This is a genomic window from Escherichia sp. R1 (assembly GCF_003000935.1).
GTDB classification, from domain to species: domain Bacteria; phylum Pseudomonadota; class Gammaproteobacteria; order Enterobacterales; family Enterobacteriaceae; genus Escherichia; species Escherichia coli.
In genome coordinates this window covers 14,947-31,108 of the sequence record NZ_PSRU01000011.1, presented here as the reverse complement: position 1 = coordinate 31,108, position 16,162 = coordinate 14,947, and the positions used below count along the sequence as shown (strand labels likewise).

Sequence of the window (16,162 nt, the reverse complement as noted above, 5' to 3'; positions counted from 1 at the left end):
CGAGTGTTACGCATGTCGCATCCGACGATTTTCATCGCTTACCCCAAATCCGCCATCAACACTTTGGATTTACGCTGGTAGTTGTACAACTGCTTTTTGCTCTCGGGCAGTAAATCAATATCCACTGGGGTAAATCCACGTTCCTGGAACCAGTGAATACTGCGCGTGGTCAGCACAAACAATTTGCTTAAGCCGCTCTGCTTCGCCTGAGCGGCAATGCGTTCCAGCAGAACCTCGCCCCGTGATGAACTGCGGTAATCCGGGTGAACTGCCACACAGGCCATTTCCCCAATCTTCTCTTCCGGGAACGGATAGAGCGCTGCGCAGGCAATAGTCGTATTATCGCGCTGAATAATGGTGAATTTGTCGATTTCCATCTCCAGCTGCTCGCGAGAACGGCGCACCAGAATACCTTGCTGCTCCAGCGGGCGAATCAACTCCAGAATACCGCCGATATCGTTGATTGTTGCGCGACGAATCTGCTCGGCGCTTTCCATCACAATCTGCGTACCGATACCGTCGCGTGAGAACAACTCTTGCAACAGCGCGCCATCTTCCTGATAACTGATTAAATGACAGCGACGCACGCCGCTGCGGCAGGCTTTCACTGCGCCACGCAAAAAGCGCACCGTACCGGAGTTGTAATCGCCTTTCTCTTCCTGGGCTTCTACCCGTGCTTGCGCTTCGTTAGGGAAAAGTTCGGAGACAATATCACCGTCGTCATTAGTGACGCCCTGGGAAGAGCAAAAACCAATCATTTTTTCAGCTTTCAGTTTGATGGCCAGTTGAGTGGCAATCTCTTCCGAGGTCAGATTAAAGCTCTCGCCAGTGACCGAAACAGCGACCGGCCCCATTAGCACTATTGCACCGCTGTCCAGTTGACGATGGATCGCGTCTTCATCAATCCGCCGGATACGCCCGCTATGACAGTAATCCACGCCGTCATCGACGCCCAGCGGCTGGGCAATAATAAAATTACCACTGACGACGTTGATATGCGCGCCCTGCAGCGGTGTGTTATTGAGACTCATCGACAGGCGAGCAGTAATATCCAGTTGCAATGTTCCCGCTGCCTGCTTCACCAGTTCCAGTGTTTTGGCGTCGGTCACACGTATATTCTTGTGATACAGCGGTTCGTGGTGATGTGCAGCCAGATTTGCGTCGATCTGCGGACGTGCGCCATAGACCACCACCAGACGGATGCCGAGGCTGTGCAACAACCCGATATCATTAACGATACTGGAGAAATTCTCATGCTCAATGGCTTCACCGCCGAGCATGATGACAAACGTTTTTCCCCGGTGGGTATTGATATAGGGAACCGAATGGCGGAATCCCTCGACCAGCTCGGTTTTACGTTCCTTTACCACGGTATACCTCTTTGCATGATTATTCGAAATTATTGTATTTTTATTCTGTTTTTTCGCAGGGTGCAAGTGTAAATTTTATGCGGGAACGAGTTTTTTATCAGTAATACCGTGAATATAAAAAGAATGTTTACCGTTTTATAGATGACAGATTATGCGTCTTTCGCTAAAGTTTCCGGTCAAATTGGTCGTTTACTTGTTACACAGCTTAGATTTCTTTTGCTCGGGAGAGGCATGTCAGGATCCAACACTGCAATCAGCCGTCGTCGTTTACTGCAAGGCGCGGGTGCCATGTGGCTATTGAGCGTAAGTCAGGTCAGCCTGGCTGCGGTCAGCCAGGTCGTGGCGGTGCGCGTCTGGCCTGCGTCCAGCTACACCCGCGTGACGGTAGAATCAAATCGTCAGCTGAAATATAAGCAGTTCGCGTTGAGTAATCCTGAACGCGTGGTGGTGGATATCGAAGATGTAAACCTGAACTCGGTGCTCAAGGGGATGGCTGCGCAAATCCGCGCTGACGACCCGTTCATCAAGTCGGCGCGCGTCGGGCAATTTGACCCGCAAACCGTACGTATGGTTTTTGAATTAAAGCAAAACGTAAAACCGCAGCTGTTTGCCCTTGCGCCGGTCGCCGGGTTTAAAGAGCGTCTGGTGATGGACCTCTATCCGGCCAATGCACAGGATATGCAGGACCCGCTGCTGGCGCTGCTGGAGGATTACAACAAAGGCGACCTCGAAAAGCAGGTGCCGCCAGCACAAAGTGGTCCACAACCGGGTAAAGCTGGGCGGGATCGTCCGATTGTCATTATGCTTGACCCTGGCCACGGTGGCGAAGACTCCGGTGCGGTGGGGAAATACAAAACGCGCGAAAAAGACGTGGTATTGCAAATAGCTCGCCGTCTGCGCTCTCTGATCGAGAAAGAGGGCAATATGAAGGTGTACATGACGCGCAATGAAGACATCTTCATTCCGTTGCAAGTGCGCGTAGCAAAAGCCCAGAAACAGCGCGCTGACTTGTTTGTTTCTATCCATGCCGACGCCTTTACCAGTCGCCAGCCGAGCGGTTCATCGGTGTTTGCGCTCTCAACCAAAGGCGCAACCAGTACTGCGGCAAAATATCTGGCACAAACCCAGAACGCCTCGGACTTGATTGGTGGCGTAAGCAAAAGCGGTGACCGCTATGTCGACCACACCATGTTCGATATGGTGCAGTCGCTGACCATTGCCGACAGCCTTAAGTTTGGTAAAGCGGTGCTGAATAAGCTCGGTAAAATCAACAAGCTGCATAAAAATCAAGTTGAACAGGCCGGGTTTGCCGTACTAAAGGCACCAGATATTCCCTCCATTCTGGTCGAAACGGCGTTTATCAGTAACGTTGAGGAAGAGCGTAAACTGAAAACGGCGACTTTCCAGCAGGAAGTTGCGGAGTCTATTCTTGCGGGAATTAAAGCGTATTTTGCCGATGGGGCGACGCTGGCGAGAAGGGGATAATGTTTTTATTTATTCAATGAATTTATATTTCGTTGAATAAATAACATTTACCTGAATATTAGACGCTGGTTTTGTGACTGATGTCGGATATTTGAATGTCGGCTTGAAAAATAAGCCGACCATCTCTTTAATTAAGCACAATTCCGTGTAATGTATACGCATTAGTTAATCATCTTGTAACTGTTAAATCAGGCAAGGCAATGTTTGAAGTAGTTATTACTTCTGACGTGCCTTGCCTTTTTTTTTGGAGCCATGGAATGATCATCGAAAAAGTCATGAACAATAATTGTGTACAGGCATCGATGAATGGACAGGAGGTTATCATTTCTGGGCCTGGCGTCGGTTACAACAAAAAATATGGAATGTCGGTCCCTGAGCATCCGGCTAACCGGATTTTTTATGTCAGAAATGAACAAAAAAACAAACTTTATAAATTGATTGAACATGTAGATATTGAGTATGTGTTTGTTGCCGAAAAAATAGTGCAATATGCGGAGAAAAATCTCGAAAAAAATCTCAATCCATCGCTACTATTGATTCTTGCGGATCACATTTCGAATGCAATATCCCGAGTCGTTTCAGGTATACAAATTAATAATGTTTTCCTTGATGAAATCAAAGCGTTGTACAAAGCAGAGTATGCGATAAGTCGCGATGCATTAACTATCATTAATGAGCAATTCAGCGTTCAACTTCCTGATGATGAGATTGGTTTTATAGCATTGCATATTTTAAATAATTATGAAAATTCAGTTGATTATGAATCAGTACGGATTATTGAGTTGTCGCAAATAATCACGGGGCTTATTGAAGTTGTTTATAACAGAAAGGTGGACAGAAGTTCATTTAACTATTCCAGATTTATGATGCACCTTAAATATTTTTCAAGTCGCGTGTTATGCAATGAAAAAATAAAACAGAAAGATATTGGTGATATCTATGAACAGTTTCTTGAAAAGGACATCCTGTTACAGCGCGCAATTCATGAAATTGAACGGTATCTGTATGCCACTTTTAAATATGAATTAATTTTAGAAGAAAAACTATATCTCTCTATTCGTACCAAAGTATTAATGGACTAATTATATATAACATTTATATGAGATAACCCACATGAAACAAAAGAAAGCCTGGAGTTTTTTTCAGAGCCTGGGGAAGGCATTTATGTATCCCATTGCTCTGCTAAGTGTATGTGGCATGATGCTAGGGCTGGGAAGTGGTTTAGCCAGTGATGATATGGCAAAGTTAATTCCATTTCTGGCTATTCCAATAATTAAAACCATACTTGATTTCATTGTTAGTCTTGGTTTGTTTGCCTTTGTTAATTTACCTGTATTGTTTGCGATAGCGATTCCCTTAGGATTATTAAAAGATAAAGAGGATAAAGCCTATGGTGCTTTTTCTGGCTTAATTGGTTTTATGGCGATGCATCTGGGAACGAACTTTTATCTTAAACAGCACGACTTATTGGTCGTTGCTGACCAAATGTCGACACATGGGCAAACCATCATTCTGGGGATCCAGTCCTACAATACCAGCGTGTTGGGGGGAATTGTTGCTGGGTTATTAGTCGCCAGCATGTATAAAAAGATCGTTAATTTACGCATTCCAGAATCATTAGGTTTTTATAGCGGCCCACGTCTGGTGCCTATCATTACACTGATTGTGATGAGTGGATTTGGTCTGATCATTCCTTTTATCTGGCCGCCATTTTTCAATCTCTTCATGCTCATTGGCCACTGGATATCAACTTCCGGTCCTGTTGGTTATTTCTTCTATGCAGTTGCCGAACGTGTGACGATTCCTTTTGGCTTAAACCATCTGGTGACGTCAGTGTTCCGCTTTACGCCAATCGGCGGTTCGGCTGTGATTGGCGGTGAAGAATATTACGGCACCCTGAACATGTTTATGGCATACGTCAAAGAGAATGCGGTCATTCCGCTGGATTTGGCGGGGAAAATGGAGCAGGGCAAACTGATGATTCAGTATGGTCTGGCTGGTGCCGCGCTGGCGATGTATCGCACTGCTCATGCTCAAAACAGAAAGGCTATCAAAGCATTGCTTATTTCCGGGGTGCTTACGGTGATTATTGGCGGCGTCAGCGAACCGATTGAGTTTCTGTTCTTATTTGTCAGTCCACTGCTGTTTGTCTTCCATGCCTTTATGAATGGATTCGCTAACATGGTTCTGCCATATATGGGCGTGAAGATGGGATTTACTGGTGATCTGATTCAATTTATTAGCTTTGGCGTATTGCGTGGCACAAGAACAGGTTGGCCGATCGCGGTATGTGTCGAAGTGGCCTATTTCTTCATTTATTACTTTGTGTTCCGTTGGACCATTCTTAAATTTAACCTGATGACCGTAGGCCGTGAAGAGTCCAGTCCTGTCACGCTGAACGCTCACGAAGATACGGCTATAGCGGATATCCCAACTCCTGATAAATCAGAGCTGCAAGCGGCGGAGCAGATGGTTAAGGCACTTGGTGGTAAAGAGAATATTAAGTCACTGGATAATTGCGTAACTCGTTTACGTTTAACAATCGCAGATATGGGATTGATTGACGAGGCTGCAATAAAAAGAGCTGGCGGGATTGCGGTTGTTAAACTTGATCAAAATACCCTACAAGTCATTATCGGCACTAAAGTCATCGCCCTGCGTCGGGATATGGATAACTATATGGGGATATACTGATGGATGTTTTTAATACTCCTGTTTCCCGCAAAGGAACATATTGTACCCAATGGGACTTTTGCGAGGACAGATTTGGTGTAAAAGATGTACTACCATTCTCTATTTCAGATATGGATCTTCCGATACCAGACGCTATCACCAGAGCATTAAAAAAACGCCTGGAACACCCGATTTTAGGGTACAGTCGTTGGCAACATGGTGAATATCTGAATGCGATAGTAAACTGGTATTATCAACAATATCAAACAGATATTAAACCTGAATGGATAACCTATAGCCCCAGTGTGATGTACTCTATTGCAAAAGCAATAGAGTTATTGACATCGCATGGTGATAATATTCTCGTTTTTACACCTGTCTATAATTCATTTTTTGATGTAATTAAACATAGCGAGCGAAATATTCTGACAGCCTCTTTGATTATAAAAAATGAGGGGGGCTACGCTATCAACTGGCAAGATTTTGATCTTAAGATTAAAAGCGCAAAGATGATGTTATTATGTAATCCTCATAACCCGACAGGAACAGTCTGGTCGGAAGAAGAACTGCATAAAATCGCTGCAAGCTGTACAAGGCATAATGTCTGGTTATGTTCAGATGAAATCCATAGTGATTTTGTTTTTAATCGTAGCTTTACATCCGCGCTTAAAATAAAAAAAGAAAAAGTAGTAGTATTTAACTCGATATCGAAAACATTTAATGTTCCTGCACTAACAGGATCGTATATGATTTCAACTGACGATAATTTTAATCATAAGTTCAGAACGATATCGAGGTATCGCGATTTTGTAAACTCCCCATCAGTACTGAATATAATTGCAACTATTATTGCCTACAACGAATGTGAGGGATGGTTAAAGTCATTAAAGGCACATATAGCCTCTAACATTCAATTCACCCAGCAGTATCTGAATGAAAATATTCCAGAATTGATCGTAAGGCCAGCTGATGGTTGCTATTTTTCCTGGATAGATTGTTCTGCTATTGGTTATCCTTTTGATGAATTCTACAGTCGATTAATTCATGAAGGCAAAGTGGGCATTATGGCGGGGCATGTCTATGGAACGGAGGGGGAGGGCTACCTTCGTCTGAACCTGGCCTGCGGTCGAGAAAAATTATATATGGGGCTTACGCGTCTTGTGAGTGTAATTAAAAATATTAATCAGGGAGAATAAAAATGAATAACACGGATCTTATCCATCTCATTAAACATTTTATGCGTAACGAACATAAAGCAGTTGAAGAAGTTATTGATTCCCCTCTTTCGGAGGTCGCAAATTTAATTAAAGTATTACAATCTTGTCAGGGAAAAGTTGTTTTTATTGGTGTTGGTAAGTCCGGTATTATTGCCAGGAAACTCGCCGCAACATTTGCCAGCACCGGAACTCCCTCGTTTTTTGTTCACGGTACGGAAGCTGTACACGGCGACCTTGGAATGGTGGCGAAAGACGATGTTGTTATTCTTATTTCAAACAGTGGTGAGACGGCGGAAATCCTGGCGACACTGCCTAGTCTGAAAAAAATGGGTAATTATTTGATCTCTTTTACCCGCAGTCATCACTCATCGCTTGCGATAAGTTGTGATTTATCTGTTGAAATCCCCGTCAAAAGTGAGGCGGATAATTTAGGTTTAGCACCGTCATGCTCGTCGACTGTTGTTCTGGTTGTTGGTGATGCGGTGGCGCTTGCACTCTCTGAATTGAAAAAATTTACTCGTGCTGATTTCGGCTTATATCATCCAGGAGGTGCACTCGGCATTAAAGCAAATTCATAATTTCAAAATATAAATACAGTAACCGGTCACGCCATCTTTTGGGGTGGCGTTCTTTGAAGTGAGTGTCCGCTATGAAAAATGTTCTGGTCACCGTCCCCAGCTTTTCAGCACGCTGTGTTTCCGCCAGCAAGTTGCTAAGAGAGAATAATTTTAATCTTATTATTAAGAATAATGTGGAGCATCTGCTTAAATCAGAATCCACTGCATTACGAGAATCTATTTGCGCGGTCATCGCCGGAAAAGATGGTTATCAGGCGGACACGCTATCATTGCTGCCTGGTGTGAGAATAATATCGAGATTCGGGACGGGGATAGACAATATTGATCTTCGTGCGGCACAGCAATCCGGTATTGTTGTCAATAATGCGGTTGGGATTAATTCAAATGCGGTTGCGGAATTTATCATTGGACTTATCTTCGCGAGCATGAGAAATATCCCTGGCAGCTATCATGCGATGCAAAATGGCTACTGGGGTGAGTCGCATGGCTGTGAATTACAAGGGAAACGGATTGGCCTGGTTGGCTACGGTAATATAGGTAAAACTCTGGCGAAAAGGTTATCCGGTTTTGATGTTGAGCTTTTAGCTTTTGACAAACAACCCGACTATCAGGTTGCTGACAAAGCTGGAGTTCAGTTTGTATCAATTGAAGATATCTTTATGCAGTCGCATGTCATCATTGTTCTTTTGCCTTTTTCTTCTGAGCTGGAGAACTTCATTAGTCATAAATATTTGTCGATGATGCGCAATGGTGCTCTGATCATCAATGCCGCAAGGGGAAAGTTGCTGGATGAGGGCGCTTTACTTCAGGTGATTGAAGAACGAAATGTGTTTGCGGCGCTGGATGTGTTTAGCTCTGAACCGTTGGCGCAATTTAGCCCACTGCTACATGCCAAAAATATCATTACAACGCCGCATATCGCGGCCGCCACCGTTGAGTCATACCAGCAAACCGGGATACACGTTGCCCAGTCGATAATTGATTACTTCGCAGGAAGGGAGATAAAAAACGTGTTGTGAGTTCAGCGAACAAAGATTTTAAATACAAAAAAACCGCAATTTGTAGAACACATTGCGGTTTGTCAGCATTCTAATAAATTGGTTGCGGGGGCCACAGTCAAGAGGTTAATCCAATCTTTTGAAACTTAAGGTATTCACTGTTCCCGAACCCAAGCTATCTACCGAAATATACACTCATTATCTGATGTGAATCAACGAGTAGATCGAATGGCCTGTTCCTCTCTTTTTTTGTACACAGAGACTCCTTTAAAAAATGGCAAGGTCACATATCCCTTATTGGTACATAAATCCCCCGATGTTTACTGACTTTGTTCCACCTTCGTATCCAGTAAAATGACATAGCGATTCAACAACTGATTTAACCGGGTATCAATTTGCGTCAACAGCGTTGGCGAAACCTCTCCGGTCTGTTTTTGCTCTTCCAGTTGCCGAAGCAGTTCTTCCAGCGGCGGCTCCTTTAACGACTGCCGGATGCCGTACACCGCCGTTTTTAGTTCCGAACCGGTCAGATATCTCCCCTTACGTTCATCCAGTGCATCCAGCTGCGCCGACAGGCGCTGTAGCTGGCTCTGCGCCTGAGCATAGCCATTCAGTGCCTCAGCAGACAGGGCGCTCAGCTCCCGCTGTTTGCGCCACTGCGCGTTCAGCGCCCTGACCTGAGGATTATCCGGCCACAGGGCATCAAGCTGGCGTAGCTGGCGATATCCCTGCTCCAGTGGCCAGCGGGCAGGCAATTTGTTTAACTGCTCCAGTTGCATCTGACTTGCCGCAATTGTTCTGTCCTGAGCCAGCAGCGCCTTATCCTTTACATCCAGCTTTGCCAGTTCGCCGCTCTCCAGCGACAGCGGCAACGGCATGACAGACAGTTGTATTCGCTGGATTAGCGCGTCCGGCTGATTAAGCTGCGACCAGCCCCATAATCCTGTTCCGCCGAGACCGGCCATCACAACCATTCCGGCCATAAATATCGGCCATGTCCGCTGCCGGGAGATTTCAGGGGATGGAACGGGTGGACTGGCATCCTTATCGTTTTGCTGAACGGATCTGGTTGCAAAAACCGGCTGTGGACTTTCCTCTGACTTTTTCGGTTGATTCATTTCCCGGCGGGGTAATTCAGGGGGAGTGATAGTGGTTTCCGCTCCCTGAGGCGCCAGCCGTTCCAGACGCAATGCGGTATTGCGAAACTGCCCGGCCAGTAGATCCAGTTTCGTCATATGCCACAGTTCACACTGTTGCAGCGTGGTTTCGATGGCGGAAAGATGCTGTACACAACGGTAGATCTGCGGCAGATCCTGATACTGAATATCCAGCGTTCTCAGTGCCTGCTGCATTTTTTCTGTGACCCAGCTGAGCAGTGATATTCTGGAATGTACCTGTACCGGCCAGAAGTCAGCCCAGCGCTGGAGCAGTATATCCAGTGAACCGAGTCCGTCTGCCATCCCTGCCAGCCCCTGCCGTCTGGTTATCGCCAGTACGTAACAGACCAGCGTCTGTAGTTCCACGCCATTTTGCCGGAACAGCGCGAGGCAGAGTTTTTCCACCTGACGCCAGTCCACATCCGGTCGGGCCGGGTGAGTCAGTTTACTCATTTCAGCCTGCAGTTCACCGGATTCCTTATAAGTACAGGGATCGCCGCCCATGACGAACTGGCTGATAAAATTCGCGTTACTTGCCATCAGTACGCCCGCTCCTGTTGTTTGAGATGACGCAGAACAATTCGTCCTTCCGGAGAAAATACGCCATCAAAGCGTATCCAGCCGGTATCGGGAAGCTGCGCGTGGATCAGGTAATTAAGATGCCCCGGACGGGGCTGGGGGAGTAATTCCACCTGTATCTGACTCAGGCGTGGTTCATAACGCAGCAGTGTTTCTTCAATCTGACGCATCAGGCCATGAATACCCGCAGCCATCCCCTGATGGATCAGACTGAGATCCGGCAGACCGTAATCCGGCAAATGCGCCAGCGTGCCTGCCCGGCAGTTGATAATGCGTTGCATATTGTCCATCACGGAAAGGATAAGCTGATCCCGCTCGCTGATCTGTTCCAGCGGTAACTCGCCGCTGAAACTGAACGTCAGCATTTCATATAAGGAAGGTGTCGACATCGGTTATTTATCCTTGAGAGGCAGCAGTCGCAGGTCGCTTCTCATCAGTTCAATCGAGCGCGGCTTGTCGGCCTCCAGTTCGTCCCTTTTGATCACCAGACGCCAGCTGTCGCTTTTTTCATCAGGGTGATAAAACTGCCCAATAATGGCGACAAACTGCGTCTCTTTATCCAGCGGCACATTCAGGGATGCCGTGCCTTCCGGTTTTACCCAGACGGTGTGTTTTGCCAGTACGTCCTTCTCCAGCGTCTTCTCTTCCTGCATAAACAGGGTGTCGTAATCCGCCTTGTCAAAATCTTCGCGGGTTTTCAGTTGCCAGACATGCACCATCGTGGAAAGCGGCGTATCTTCCGCATCCGTATTCAGGGCGCTGCGGGAGAAGAAATCGAGATGCAGTATTTTGATTTGTTTGTAGAAAACGGCTGAGGCCACGCTTTTCGATTCATCCACCACTTTCTGAATCAGCCCGCAGCCACTCAGAACAACCGTCAGCATCGCCATACAGAGCAACGCCGGACGTTTAAAACGAATAGGAAACATGAGTCATACTCTCCCTGTTACGAATGGAAAAAGCGGGTATTAATCCCTGATAACGCCCCAGACTGACCGTCACTGTTCCGGTCGCGGGCGCGGCAAAGGAGGCGCGAAGGATGCCGGTACGGCTAATCTGTACACGCTGTTTTCCCAGCCGGGCAGCAGGCAACAGGCTGACGGGCAGCGTCAGTTGCAGACGGGCCTGACAGCGCCAGCCCAGATAAACGCGCAGCAGCACCAGCAAATCGCTGTGCAGTTGCCCGTCGGGCAGCCAGCCACGTGCTTCTGCGGCATCTTCGGTATACAGTTTCAGCAGCAACTGGCTGTTGACGTCGGTACCGGTACGCCCCAGCAGCGTTCGCGTTTTCAGGCTGATGCGTGAATTTTTTGACAGACCCGCAGGGGCCGGGAGAATTACAGGCTGCGGATCGTGAGGCACCACCGTCGCTTTGGTCAGCGGGGCAAGCAGCCCTACCAGTGCCGTGACGCCTTCCGCCGTGCGCGTCGGCAGGCGCATCACGCTGAGCAGGGCCAGAAAACGGGATACCGGCGTGGCGATATGGTTCTCGCTGCCGGGAATACCCAGCCCGATGAGTCCCAGCAGACAACGGGAAATGTCATCCACGGCACCTGCTTCAAACGACGCCGGGTAGTTATATTTGCGCCAGATGCGGTAGTACTGAGTAATAAAGCGATGGTTAAAAATATCGAGAAACGCCATCACTGCGTCATGTCCGTCATGACGCTGGGTAATGTAGTCCAGATAGGCGGTTGGCAGCGGCGAATCCACGCCGTACAGGCCGAGAAAAGTGGTGCGCACCGTGGGGGGCGCGTCGGGATTGCCCACGTCACGTTCAACGTTTTTTAACTCGCTGACCGGAAAGCCCATACCTGGATGAGGACGAAAGCGCACCGCATCGGTGGCGGGGCTGTCGGTACTGCCCAGCGGCGCGTTCTGCTGGCTCTGTTCCAGCAACTGGCAAAAACGGTAAAAATTGATTCGCGCAATATCCGGGGCCAGCCGGTCGGTCAGCCCGGTACGCGCTGGCTGTGATGCTCTGTCCATTGCAGGCACTTTCCTGTGGGTTGCAGAATTAAGGTCAGTTGAGTGAATAAGTGGATATCGGCATACAGTGCGAAAAAGCGGTGCAGCAGTTCACCAAACAGCGTGATATCACCTTCTCCGGCAAAGCCGTTACTGTCCAGCGTCACCTGAATATCCACGCCACGCAGCAGAAAGCCTCTTTCAAAACGCTGTATCAGGCTGTGCTGAACGTCGACAATCGCCTCCAGACGACGGCGGTTCATCTCGCTTTCGGTCCAGTCGTACAGTGCCAGCGTGCCGCGCAGAATTTCGGCGTTATCCATCATCGATAAAAAGTTAGAACCAAGGTGACTGAGCACCCGCCAGTGGAAGCGGTCACGCGCAGGGGGATAGCAGGGCTGCGTCGGAGCGCACAGGTTGCGCACCCGCAGGACGTTCTGTGAGGCATGAACTGGCGTATCGAGCAGCGTGCTCTGTAAAGCCTTACGGGGAAGCTGCCCGTTAGTACCGGTCAGGTTTAAAGAGAGCGTTTCATCCTCCAGCATCCGGTCAGTATCAAACGCATCGCCGCCCAGAATCAGCCAGGTGTCATGCAGGCCGGAAGGGCCGCGCTTTACCCGCGTGTGGTAATAGCGTTCCGGCGCATCGTGGCGCAGCATCCCGCCCCGGTGACGAAAGCTGGAGAAGGGGACATACGCCTGACTGCCGGTATGGCGCGAAGAAATAATGTTGTCGACGGAATAAATCTCGGTATGCCCGTCCTGAATGCGCATCGGGCGCAGCAGAAATTCGTTTTCCAGCGGCGAAAGGTGTAACGGATCGGCTTCGAGCGGGAACAGGTTGATGACCGGCACGCAGTGCAGGCGGAGATTGTCGGTATTAAACGGCAAATCATGAGGCCAGTTTTCCGCCAGCACCACGTCAATCTCAAAGCCGGTTATCCTTTCCGGCCAGATGACGTTCTCCAGCCCGTTCAGCGCCACAAACATAAACTTCTCACGGAAGGTGAAATATTCCAGCAACAACTGGTAGCCGCTGAACGCCGACTCGCCTTTCGGCCACAGTCGGTCATCGTCATCAAAACCCATCGGGGAAAAGTGGGCGTCCAGCACACGGCGTTCCTGCCCCGGCAGACGCAGCCAGAACTGCTGGATGCCAAGCGTTAAAGCCCGGTGCAGCGCACAGGCCACCGGGCTGTCGGCATTGAGATAGAGCGGCAGGCGGGATAAATCGATCTGTGACCAGTCACCAACCAGCGGGCCGCATTCAAAGCGCAGACGGATAACCGAGCGTCCGTCCGGTTCATATTGCAATGACACGTCCGGCAACGCCAGCGGATGCAGCGTGATATCACGCGTGGCGCTGTAGACGCAGCGTGTTCTGCGTTCGCCGATGGGACGGGATAGCACCTGAAACTCTTTCAGCGTATCACTTTGCTTCATTTGCTGGTGATCCGTGGTCAGTTCGACCACGGAAAGCGACGGAATGGTGCGCAGGTAGTGCGGCCACAGCAGGCTGACCAGCCCCTCGGTCAGTTCGGGCAGGTCGTCGTCCAGCTTTTCGCGCAGTCGCCCCATTAAAAAAGCGAAGCCTTCGAACAGGCGCTCCACATAGGGATCGCGTGCGCCGGGTTTATCAAGATTGAGCATCGCGGCGCGGTCGGGGTAAGCCTGCGCAAATTCTTTCCCCGCTTCACGCAGGTAGCGCATTTCGGCTTCGTAGTAGCGTTGGGTCAGGTCGTCCATCGGAGGATTTATCTTCCTTTTATTGAAATTAATACCAACGAGTAGTGAGATTAGAATTTTTTATTTTAAGAATCCTAAGGACATATAGATGGATCATTTATTTCAAAAGAAAAATCGGACTCCATACTAGATGAGGATTTCTTCAATAAAGAGGAGATATGATATCCAGATAAAGTTTTAGAATTATTACCATCAGATATCAAAATGCTAAGTTCAGACACAATATTCACAGGGTTTTTATTAAAAACATCTGACTCTCTACCTGTGTAAATAAAGTATACAATTGGCTTTCGCTCTCCGACATCAAGATGGAAATTCTCTCTTACTTTACCATCATAATGTGTTGAATTATTAACTTTCGAAATACTAATAGATACTTTGCATGTATTTATCATGACAATGGAACAAGAATGGAATGGTTGAGATAAACATCCAGCACACAGTGTGCATAATAAAAAAGAGAATGTTAATCTAATCATCAAATTTCACTTGATAGTATCAAAAAATCACAAATGATTAATAATGTCAATTTTTCAGTTGATTATGATATGAATCATACTATGGGCAAATATCCTGACTATCTATCATGTACTTTACAACCCCATGCTTCTTATCGTCTTTTGTTGAAATGTCCCTGGATAATTCAATTAGATCGTTTTTCCCAAATTTTTTTTCACGTCCTGATGATAAGATAACAAACGGATAATCAAAATTACCCGAGCTATCTTTATTTGCGGTGAATGCTTCTTCATATTGGAAACCATCATTGATGTTTTCAGTATAAAAATAAGACAAAACATCAATCCCATTAACAGGTAAGTAAATATGATGTTGCTTAATAACATTACCTCCAAAAACATACTCAGGAATAAACACATTAATATCTGAGGAACATACATTCCTAATCCTGACGACATTGGAATACTTCATTTGCGAAGTACATCCGGCAAGAAATATTAAAGCAATAACTACTCTAGTCATCAAATTTTATCCTGCTTAACCAGATCAATCCCTGAACATCTTCATCTGCTGCAACCAATCGAGTATACATGTCAGGACGATATTTTCCATATTTCATCACATCAATCTCTCCCTGAGCGGGCATAACATTCCCTGGTATTGTTTTTTGCATAAGAGTAGATGTTCCTTTATGAGTCCACGAATAATCAGGGCTAGAACCCTCTCCATATTCATCCAGTACTTTATGCCCCATTTCATGAGCACTATCCCATTTATATCTGTTATTAGCGTCAAGAAGCGCCTGTAATTCATCTTGAATATCCTTATAACTATCACCGTAGTTATAATATATTTTTTCAAATCCTGATAGACTAACGGATGCCTGAAAGTCAGGATCTAATGATGATATCAAAGAAAAAGTTCGCATGGATGGAGTAATATTTATCTCAGCCTTTACATTTACTTTAAAAACACCAATCGCTGTAACAATATTTTCACCAATCCCCCCGCCGCGACTTCCATTTCGAGACCAATAAAATTCAACTCCATTTTTGGTCAGGTTAACCAAGTCGTTATAAGGAACTGGGGATAACTTAGGATTACTTCCTTTTATCCCTCCATCACTAACTGCCAGTCGCCATATTATATCTACTGTTTTTTGTTTTCTGTCTACCTTTACATCGACCCATTTTTGTTCCTCTGGTGAATTATGAAGTGGATAATCAACTTTTATCATCATATCACCACATAAAGCAATCAGTCTTACAAGTAGTGATTTGCTTTTTAGCTTAGTTGTATCCAGTATGCCTTGATTACTGTAGCCATCCCATTGCCAGGCATGCTCTCCCTTATCACAATATTTACCGGTCTGCCGTTCACTATAAATCACTTCATTACCATCAAGCACTTCCAGAGAAAGCGCTTCAGCCTCATCGCCTTTATTTGTGATGGTAAAATCTATTTTTTCTGTATTCTTCGTACTACCACCGCTAATCATTTCTTTATAATCAGGTATATTCAGTGGCGTCAGTATCTTATTACCTGATAATTTAATTCTGTAATCCAGTTTTACATCATCAGAGGATGAATCAGAACCAGAAGTCAGATCCTTTTTCGCCGACTGCGCATGTTGTTCCGCTTCACTTTCCCCGTCATCCGTCTCATACGTATCATCCATCATTGACGCAATAAACCGTGCTTTACACGGGCAACTGCTCTGACTGTCCAGCGTCCCCGCCATCAGCCTGCCGTGAATATCTGTTTCAGGAACGCCGCCCACAATAATAAACATTCCCGGATATCTGCCGCAGGTGACCCGGTCCATATCCCGCGCCTGCGGGATACCCATGATCGTATGGTCGTCCGCCCCTTCAATAATTTTGCCGCCGCAGGTGGTCTTATCGCCCCTGACCAGAAAATAACCTCTTCCCAT

Annotated in this window: 14 protein-coding genes; 6 read left to right on the top strand and 8 right to left on the bottom strand. The window is 46.9% G+C overall.

All coding sequences use genetic code 11. The annotated features are described in order from the left end of the window. Positions 1–38: 38 nt before the first annotated feature. Positions 39–1,370 carry an amino-acid N-acetyltransferase gene (gene argA / locus C4F37_RS14450; RefSeq protein WP_000237947.1) on the bottom strand — a complete coding sequence of 444 codons (1,332 nt, stop codon included), beginning with the start codon at positions 1,368–1,370 and terminating at the stop codon, positions 39–41. A 231-nt stretch (positions 1,371–1,601) separates the two neighbouring features. Here argA and amiC point away from each other — a divergent pair, with 231 nt between their 5' ends. From amiC to C4F37_RS14420, 6 genes are all read left to right on the top strand, one after another. Further along, positions 1,602–2,855: an N-acetylmuramoyl-L-alanine amidase AmiC gene (gene amiC / locus C4F37_RS14445; RefSeq protein ID WP_000016907.1), complete on the top strand. Its 1,254-nt coding sequence runs from the start codon at positions 1,602–1,604 to the stop codon at positions 2,853–2,855. Positions 2,856–3,112: 257 nt separating this feature from the next. After that, entirely contained in the window at positions 3,113–3,937 is an 825-nt protein-coding gene (locus C4F37_RS14440) for a PRD domain-containing protein (RefSeq protein ID WP_000582830.1), read from the top strand. A 31-nt stretch (positions 3,938–3,968) separates the two neighbouring features. Beyond that, positions 3,969–5,549 (top strand): PTS transporter subunit EIIC, encoded by a 1,581-nt coding sequence (locus C4F37_RS14435; RefSeq protein ID WP_000810554.1) that lies wholly within the window; start codon positions 3,969–3,971, stop codon positions 5,547–5,549. Then, positions 5,549–6,724 (top strand): MalY/PatB family protein, encoded by a 1,176-nt coding sequence (locus tag C4F37_RS14430; RefSeq protein ID WP_000382417.1) that lies wholly within the window; start codon positions 5,549–5,551, stop codon positions 6,722–6,724. The genes C4F37_RS14435 and C4F37_RS14430 overlap by 1 nt, the downstream gene beginning before the upstream one ends. Before the next feature lie 2 nt (positions 6,725–6,726). After that, positions 6,727–7,323: a KpsF/GutQ family sugar-phosphate isomerase gene (locus C4F37_RS14425; protein ID WP_001066226.1), complete on the top strand. Its 597-nt coding sequence runs from the start codon at positions 6,727–6,729 to the stop codon at positions 7,321–7,323. A 71-nt stretch (positions 7,324–7,394) separates the two neighbouring features. Continuing rightward, positions 7,395–8,342 carry a phosphoglycerate dehydrogenase gene (locus C4F37_RS14420; RefSeq protein WP_001350145.1) on the top strand — a complete coding sequence of 316 codons (948 nt, stop codon included), beginning with the start codon at positions 7,395–7,397 and terminating at the stop codon, positions 8,340–8,342. Between the two features lie 299 nt (positions 8,343–8,641). On the opposite strand, the gene C4F37_RS14415 is transcribed toward C4F37_RS14420, so the two are convergent. The 7 genes from C4F37_RS14415 to C4F37_RS14380 all read right to left on the bottom strand — a co-directional run bounded on the left by C4F37_RS14415 (position 8,642) and on the right by C4F37_RS14380 (position 16,162). Beyond that, positions 8,642–10,018: a VasL domain-containing protein gene (locus C4F37_RS14415; protein WP_000157817.1), complete on the bottom strand. Its 1,377-nt coding sequence runs from the start codon at positions 10,016–10,018 to the stop codon at positions 8,642–8,644. Next, positions 10,018–10,446 carry a type VI secretion system baseplate subunit TssE gene (gene tssE, locus C4F37_RS14410; RefSeq protein ID WP_000106967.1) on the bottom strand — a complete coding sequence of 143 codons (429 nt, stop codon included), beginning with the start codon at positions 10,444–10,446 and terminating at the stop codon, positions 10,018–10,020. Before tssE ends, C4F37_RS14415 begins: the two co-directional genes overlap by 1 nt. 3 nt (positions 10,447–10,449) lie before the next feature. Further along, positions 10,450–10,986, bottom strand: a complete 537-nt coding sequence (gene tssJ, locus C4F37_RS14405; RefSeq protein WP_000484008.1) for a type VI secretion system lipoprotein TssJ — start codon at positions 10,984–10,986, stop codon at positions 10,450–10,452. Beyond that, a complete protein-coding gene (gene tssG / locus C4F37_RS14400; RefSeq protein ID WP_001539510.1) occupies positions 10,967–12,046 on the bottom strand; it encodes a type VI secretion system baseplate subunit TssG in 1,080 nt (359 codons plus the stop codon). The genes tssJ and tssG overlap by 20 nt, the downstream gene beginning before the upstream one ends. After that, positions 12,010–13,770 (bottom strand): type VI secretion system baseplate subunit TssF, encoded by a 1,761-nt coding sequence (tssF, locus tag C4F37_RS14395; protein WP_001539508.1) that lies wholly within the window; start codon positions 13,768–13,770, stop codon positions 12,010–12,012. Before tssF ends, tssG begins: the two co-directional genes overlap by 37 nt. A gap of 558 nt (positions 13,771–14,328) precedes the next feature. Further along, positions 14,329–14,751 (bottom strand): hypothetical protein, encoded by a 423-nt coding sequence (locus C4F37_RS14385; RefSeq protein ID WP_001774033.1) that lies wholly within the window; start codon positions 14,749–14,751, stop codon positions 14,329–14,331. Continuing rightward, the gene (locus C4F37_RS14380) at positions 14,744–16,162 is read right to left on the bottom strand and encodes a PAAR domain-containing protein (protein WP_001539505.1); all 1,419 of its coding nucleotides are present in this window, start codon (positions 16,160–16,162) and stop codon (positions 14,744–14,746) included. Before C4F37_RS14380 ends, C4F37_RS14385 begins: the two co-directional genes overlap by 8 nt.

What these genes read in the sequence shown, in the direction of transcription:
- amiC (WP_000016907.1), top strand. Translation starts at nt 1,602, where the DNA reads ATGTCAGGATCCAACACTGCAATCAGCCGTCGTCGTTTACTGCAAGGC.
- C4F37_RS14440 (WP_000582830.1), top strand. Translation starts at nt 3,113, where the DNA reads ATGATCATCGAAAAAGTCATGAACAATAATTGTGTACAGGCATCGATG.
- C4F37_RS14435 (WP_000810554.1), top strand. Translation starts at nt 3,969, where the DNA reads ATGAAACAAAAGAAAGCCTGGAGTTTTTTTCAGAGCCTGGGGAAGGCA.
- C4F37_RS14430 (WP_000382417.1), top strand. Translation starts at nt 5,549, where the DNA reads ATGGATGTTTTTAATACTCCTGTTTCCCGCAAAGGAACATATTGTACC.
- C4F37_RS14425 (WP_001066226.1), top strand. Translation starts at nt 6,727, where the DNA reads ATGAATAACACGGATCTTATCCATCTCATTAAACATTTTATGCGTAAC.
- C4F37_RS14420 (WP_001350145.1), top strand. Translation starts at nt 7,395, where the DNA reads ATGAAAAATGTTCTGGTCACCGTCCCCAGCTTTTCAGCACGCTGTGTT.
- C4F37_RS14415 (WP_000157817.1), bottom strand. Translation starts at nt 10,018, where the DNA reads ATGGCAAGTAACGCGAATTTTATCAGCCAGTTCGTCATGGGCGGCGAT.
- tssE (WP_000106967.1), bottom strand. Translation starts at nt 10,446, where the DNA reads ATGTCGACACCTTCCTTATATGAAATGCTGACGTTCAGTTTCAGCGGC.
- tssJ (WP_000484008.1), bottom strand. Translation starts at nt 10,986, where the DNA reads ATGTTTCCTATTCGTTTTAAACGTCCGGCGTTGCTCTGTATGGCGATG.
- tssG (WP_001539510.1), bottom strand. Translation starts at nt 12,046, where the DNA reads ATGGACAGAGCATCACAGCCAGCGCGTACCGGGCTGACCGACCGGCTG.
- tssF (WP_001539508.1), bottom strand. Translation starts at nt 13,770, where the DNA reads ATGGACGACCTGACCCAACGCTACTACGAAGCCGAAATGCGCTACCTG.
- C4F37_RS14385 (WP_001774033.1), bottom strand. Translation starts at nt 14,751, where the DNA reads ATGACTAGAGTAGTTATTGCTTTAATATTTCTTGCCGGATGTACTTCG.
- C4F37_RS14380 (WP_001539505.1), bottom strand. Translation starts at nt 16,162, where the DNA reads ATGGGAAGAGGTTATTTTCTGGTCAGGGGCGATAAGACCACCTGCGGC.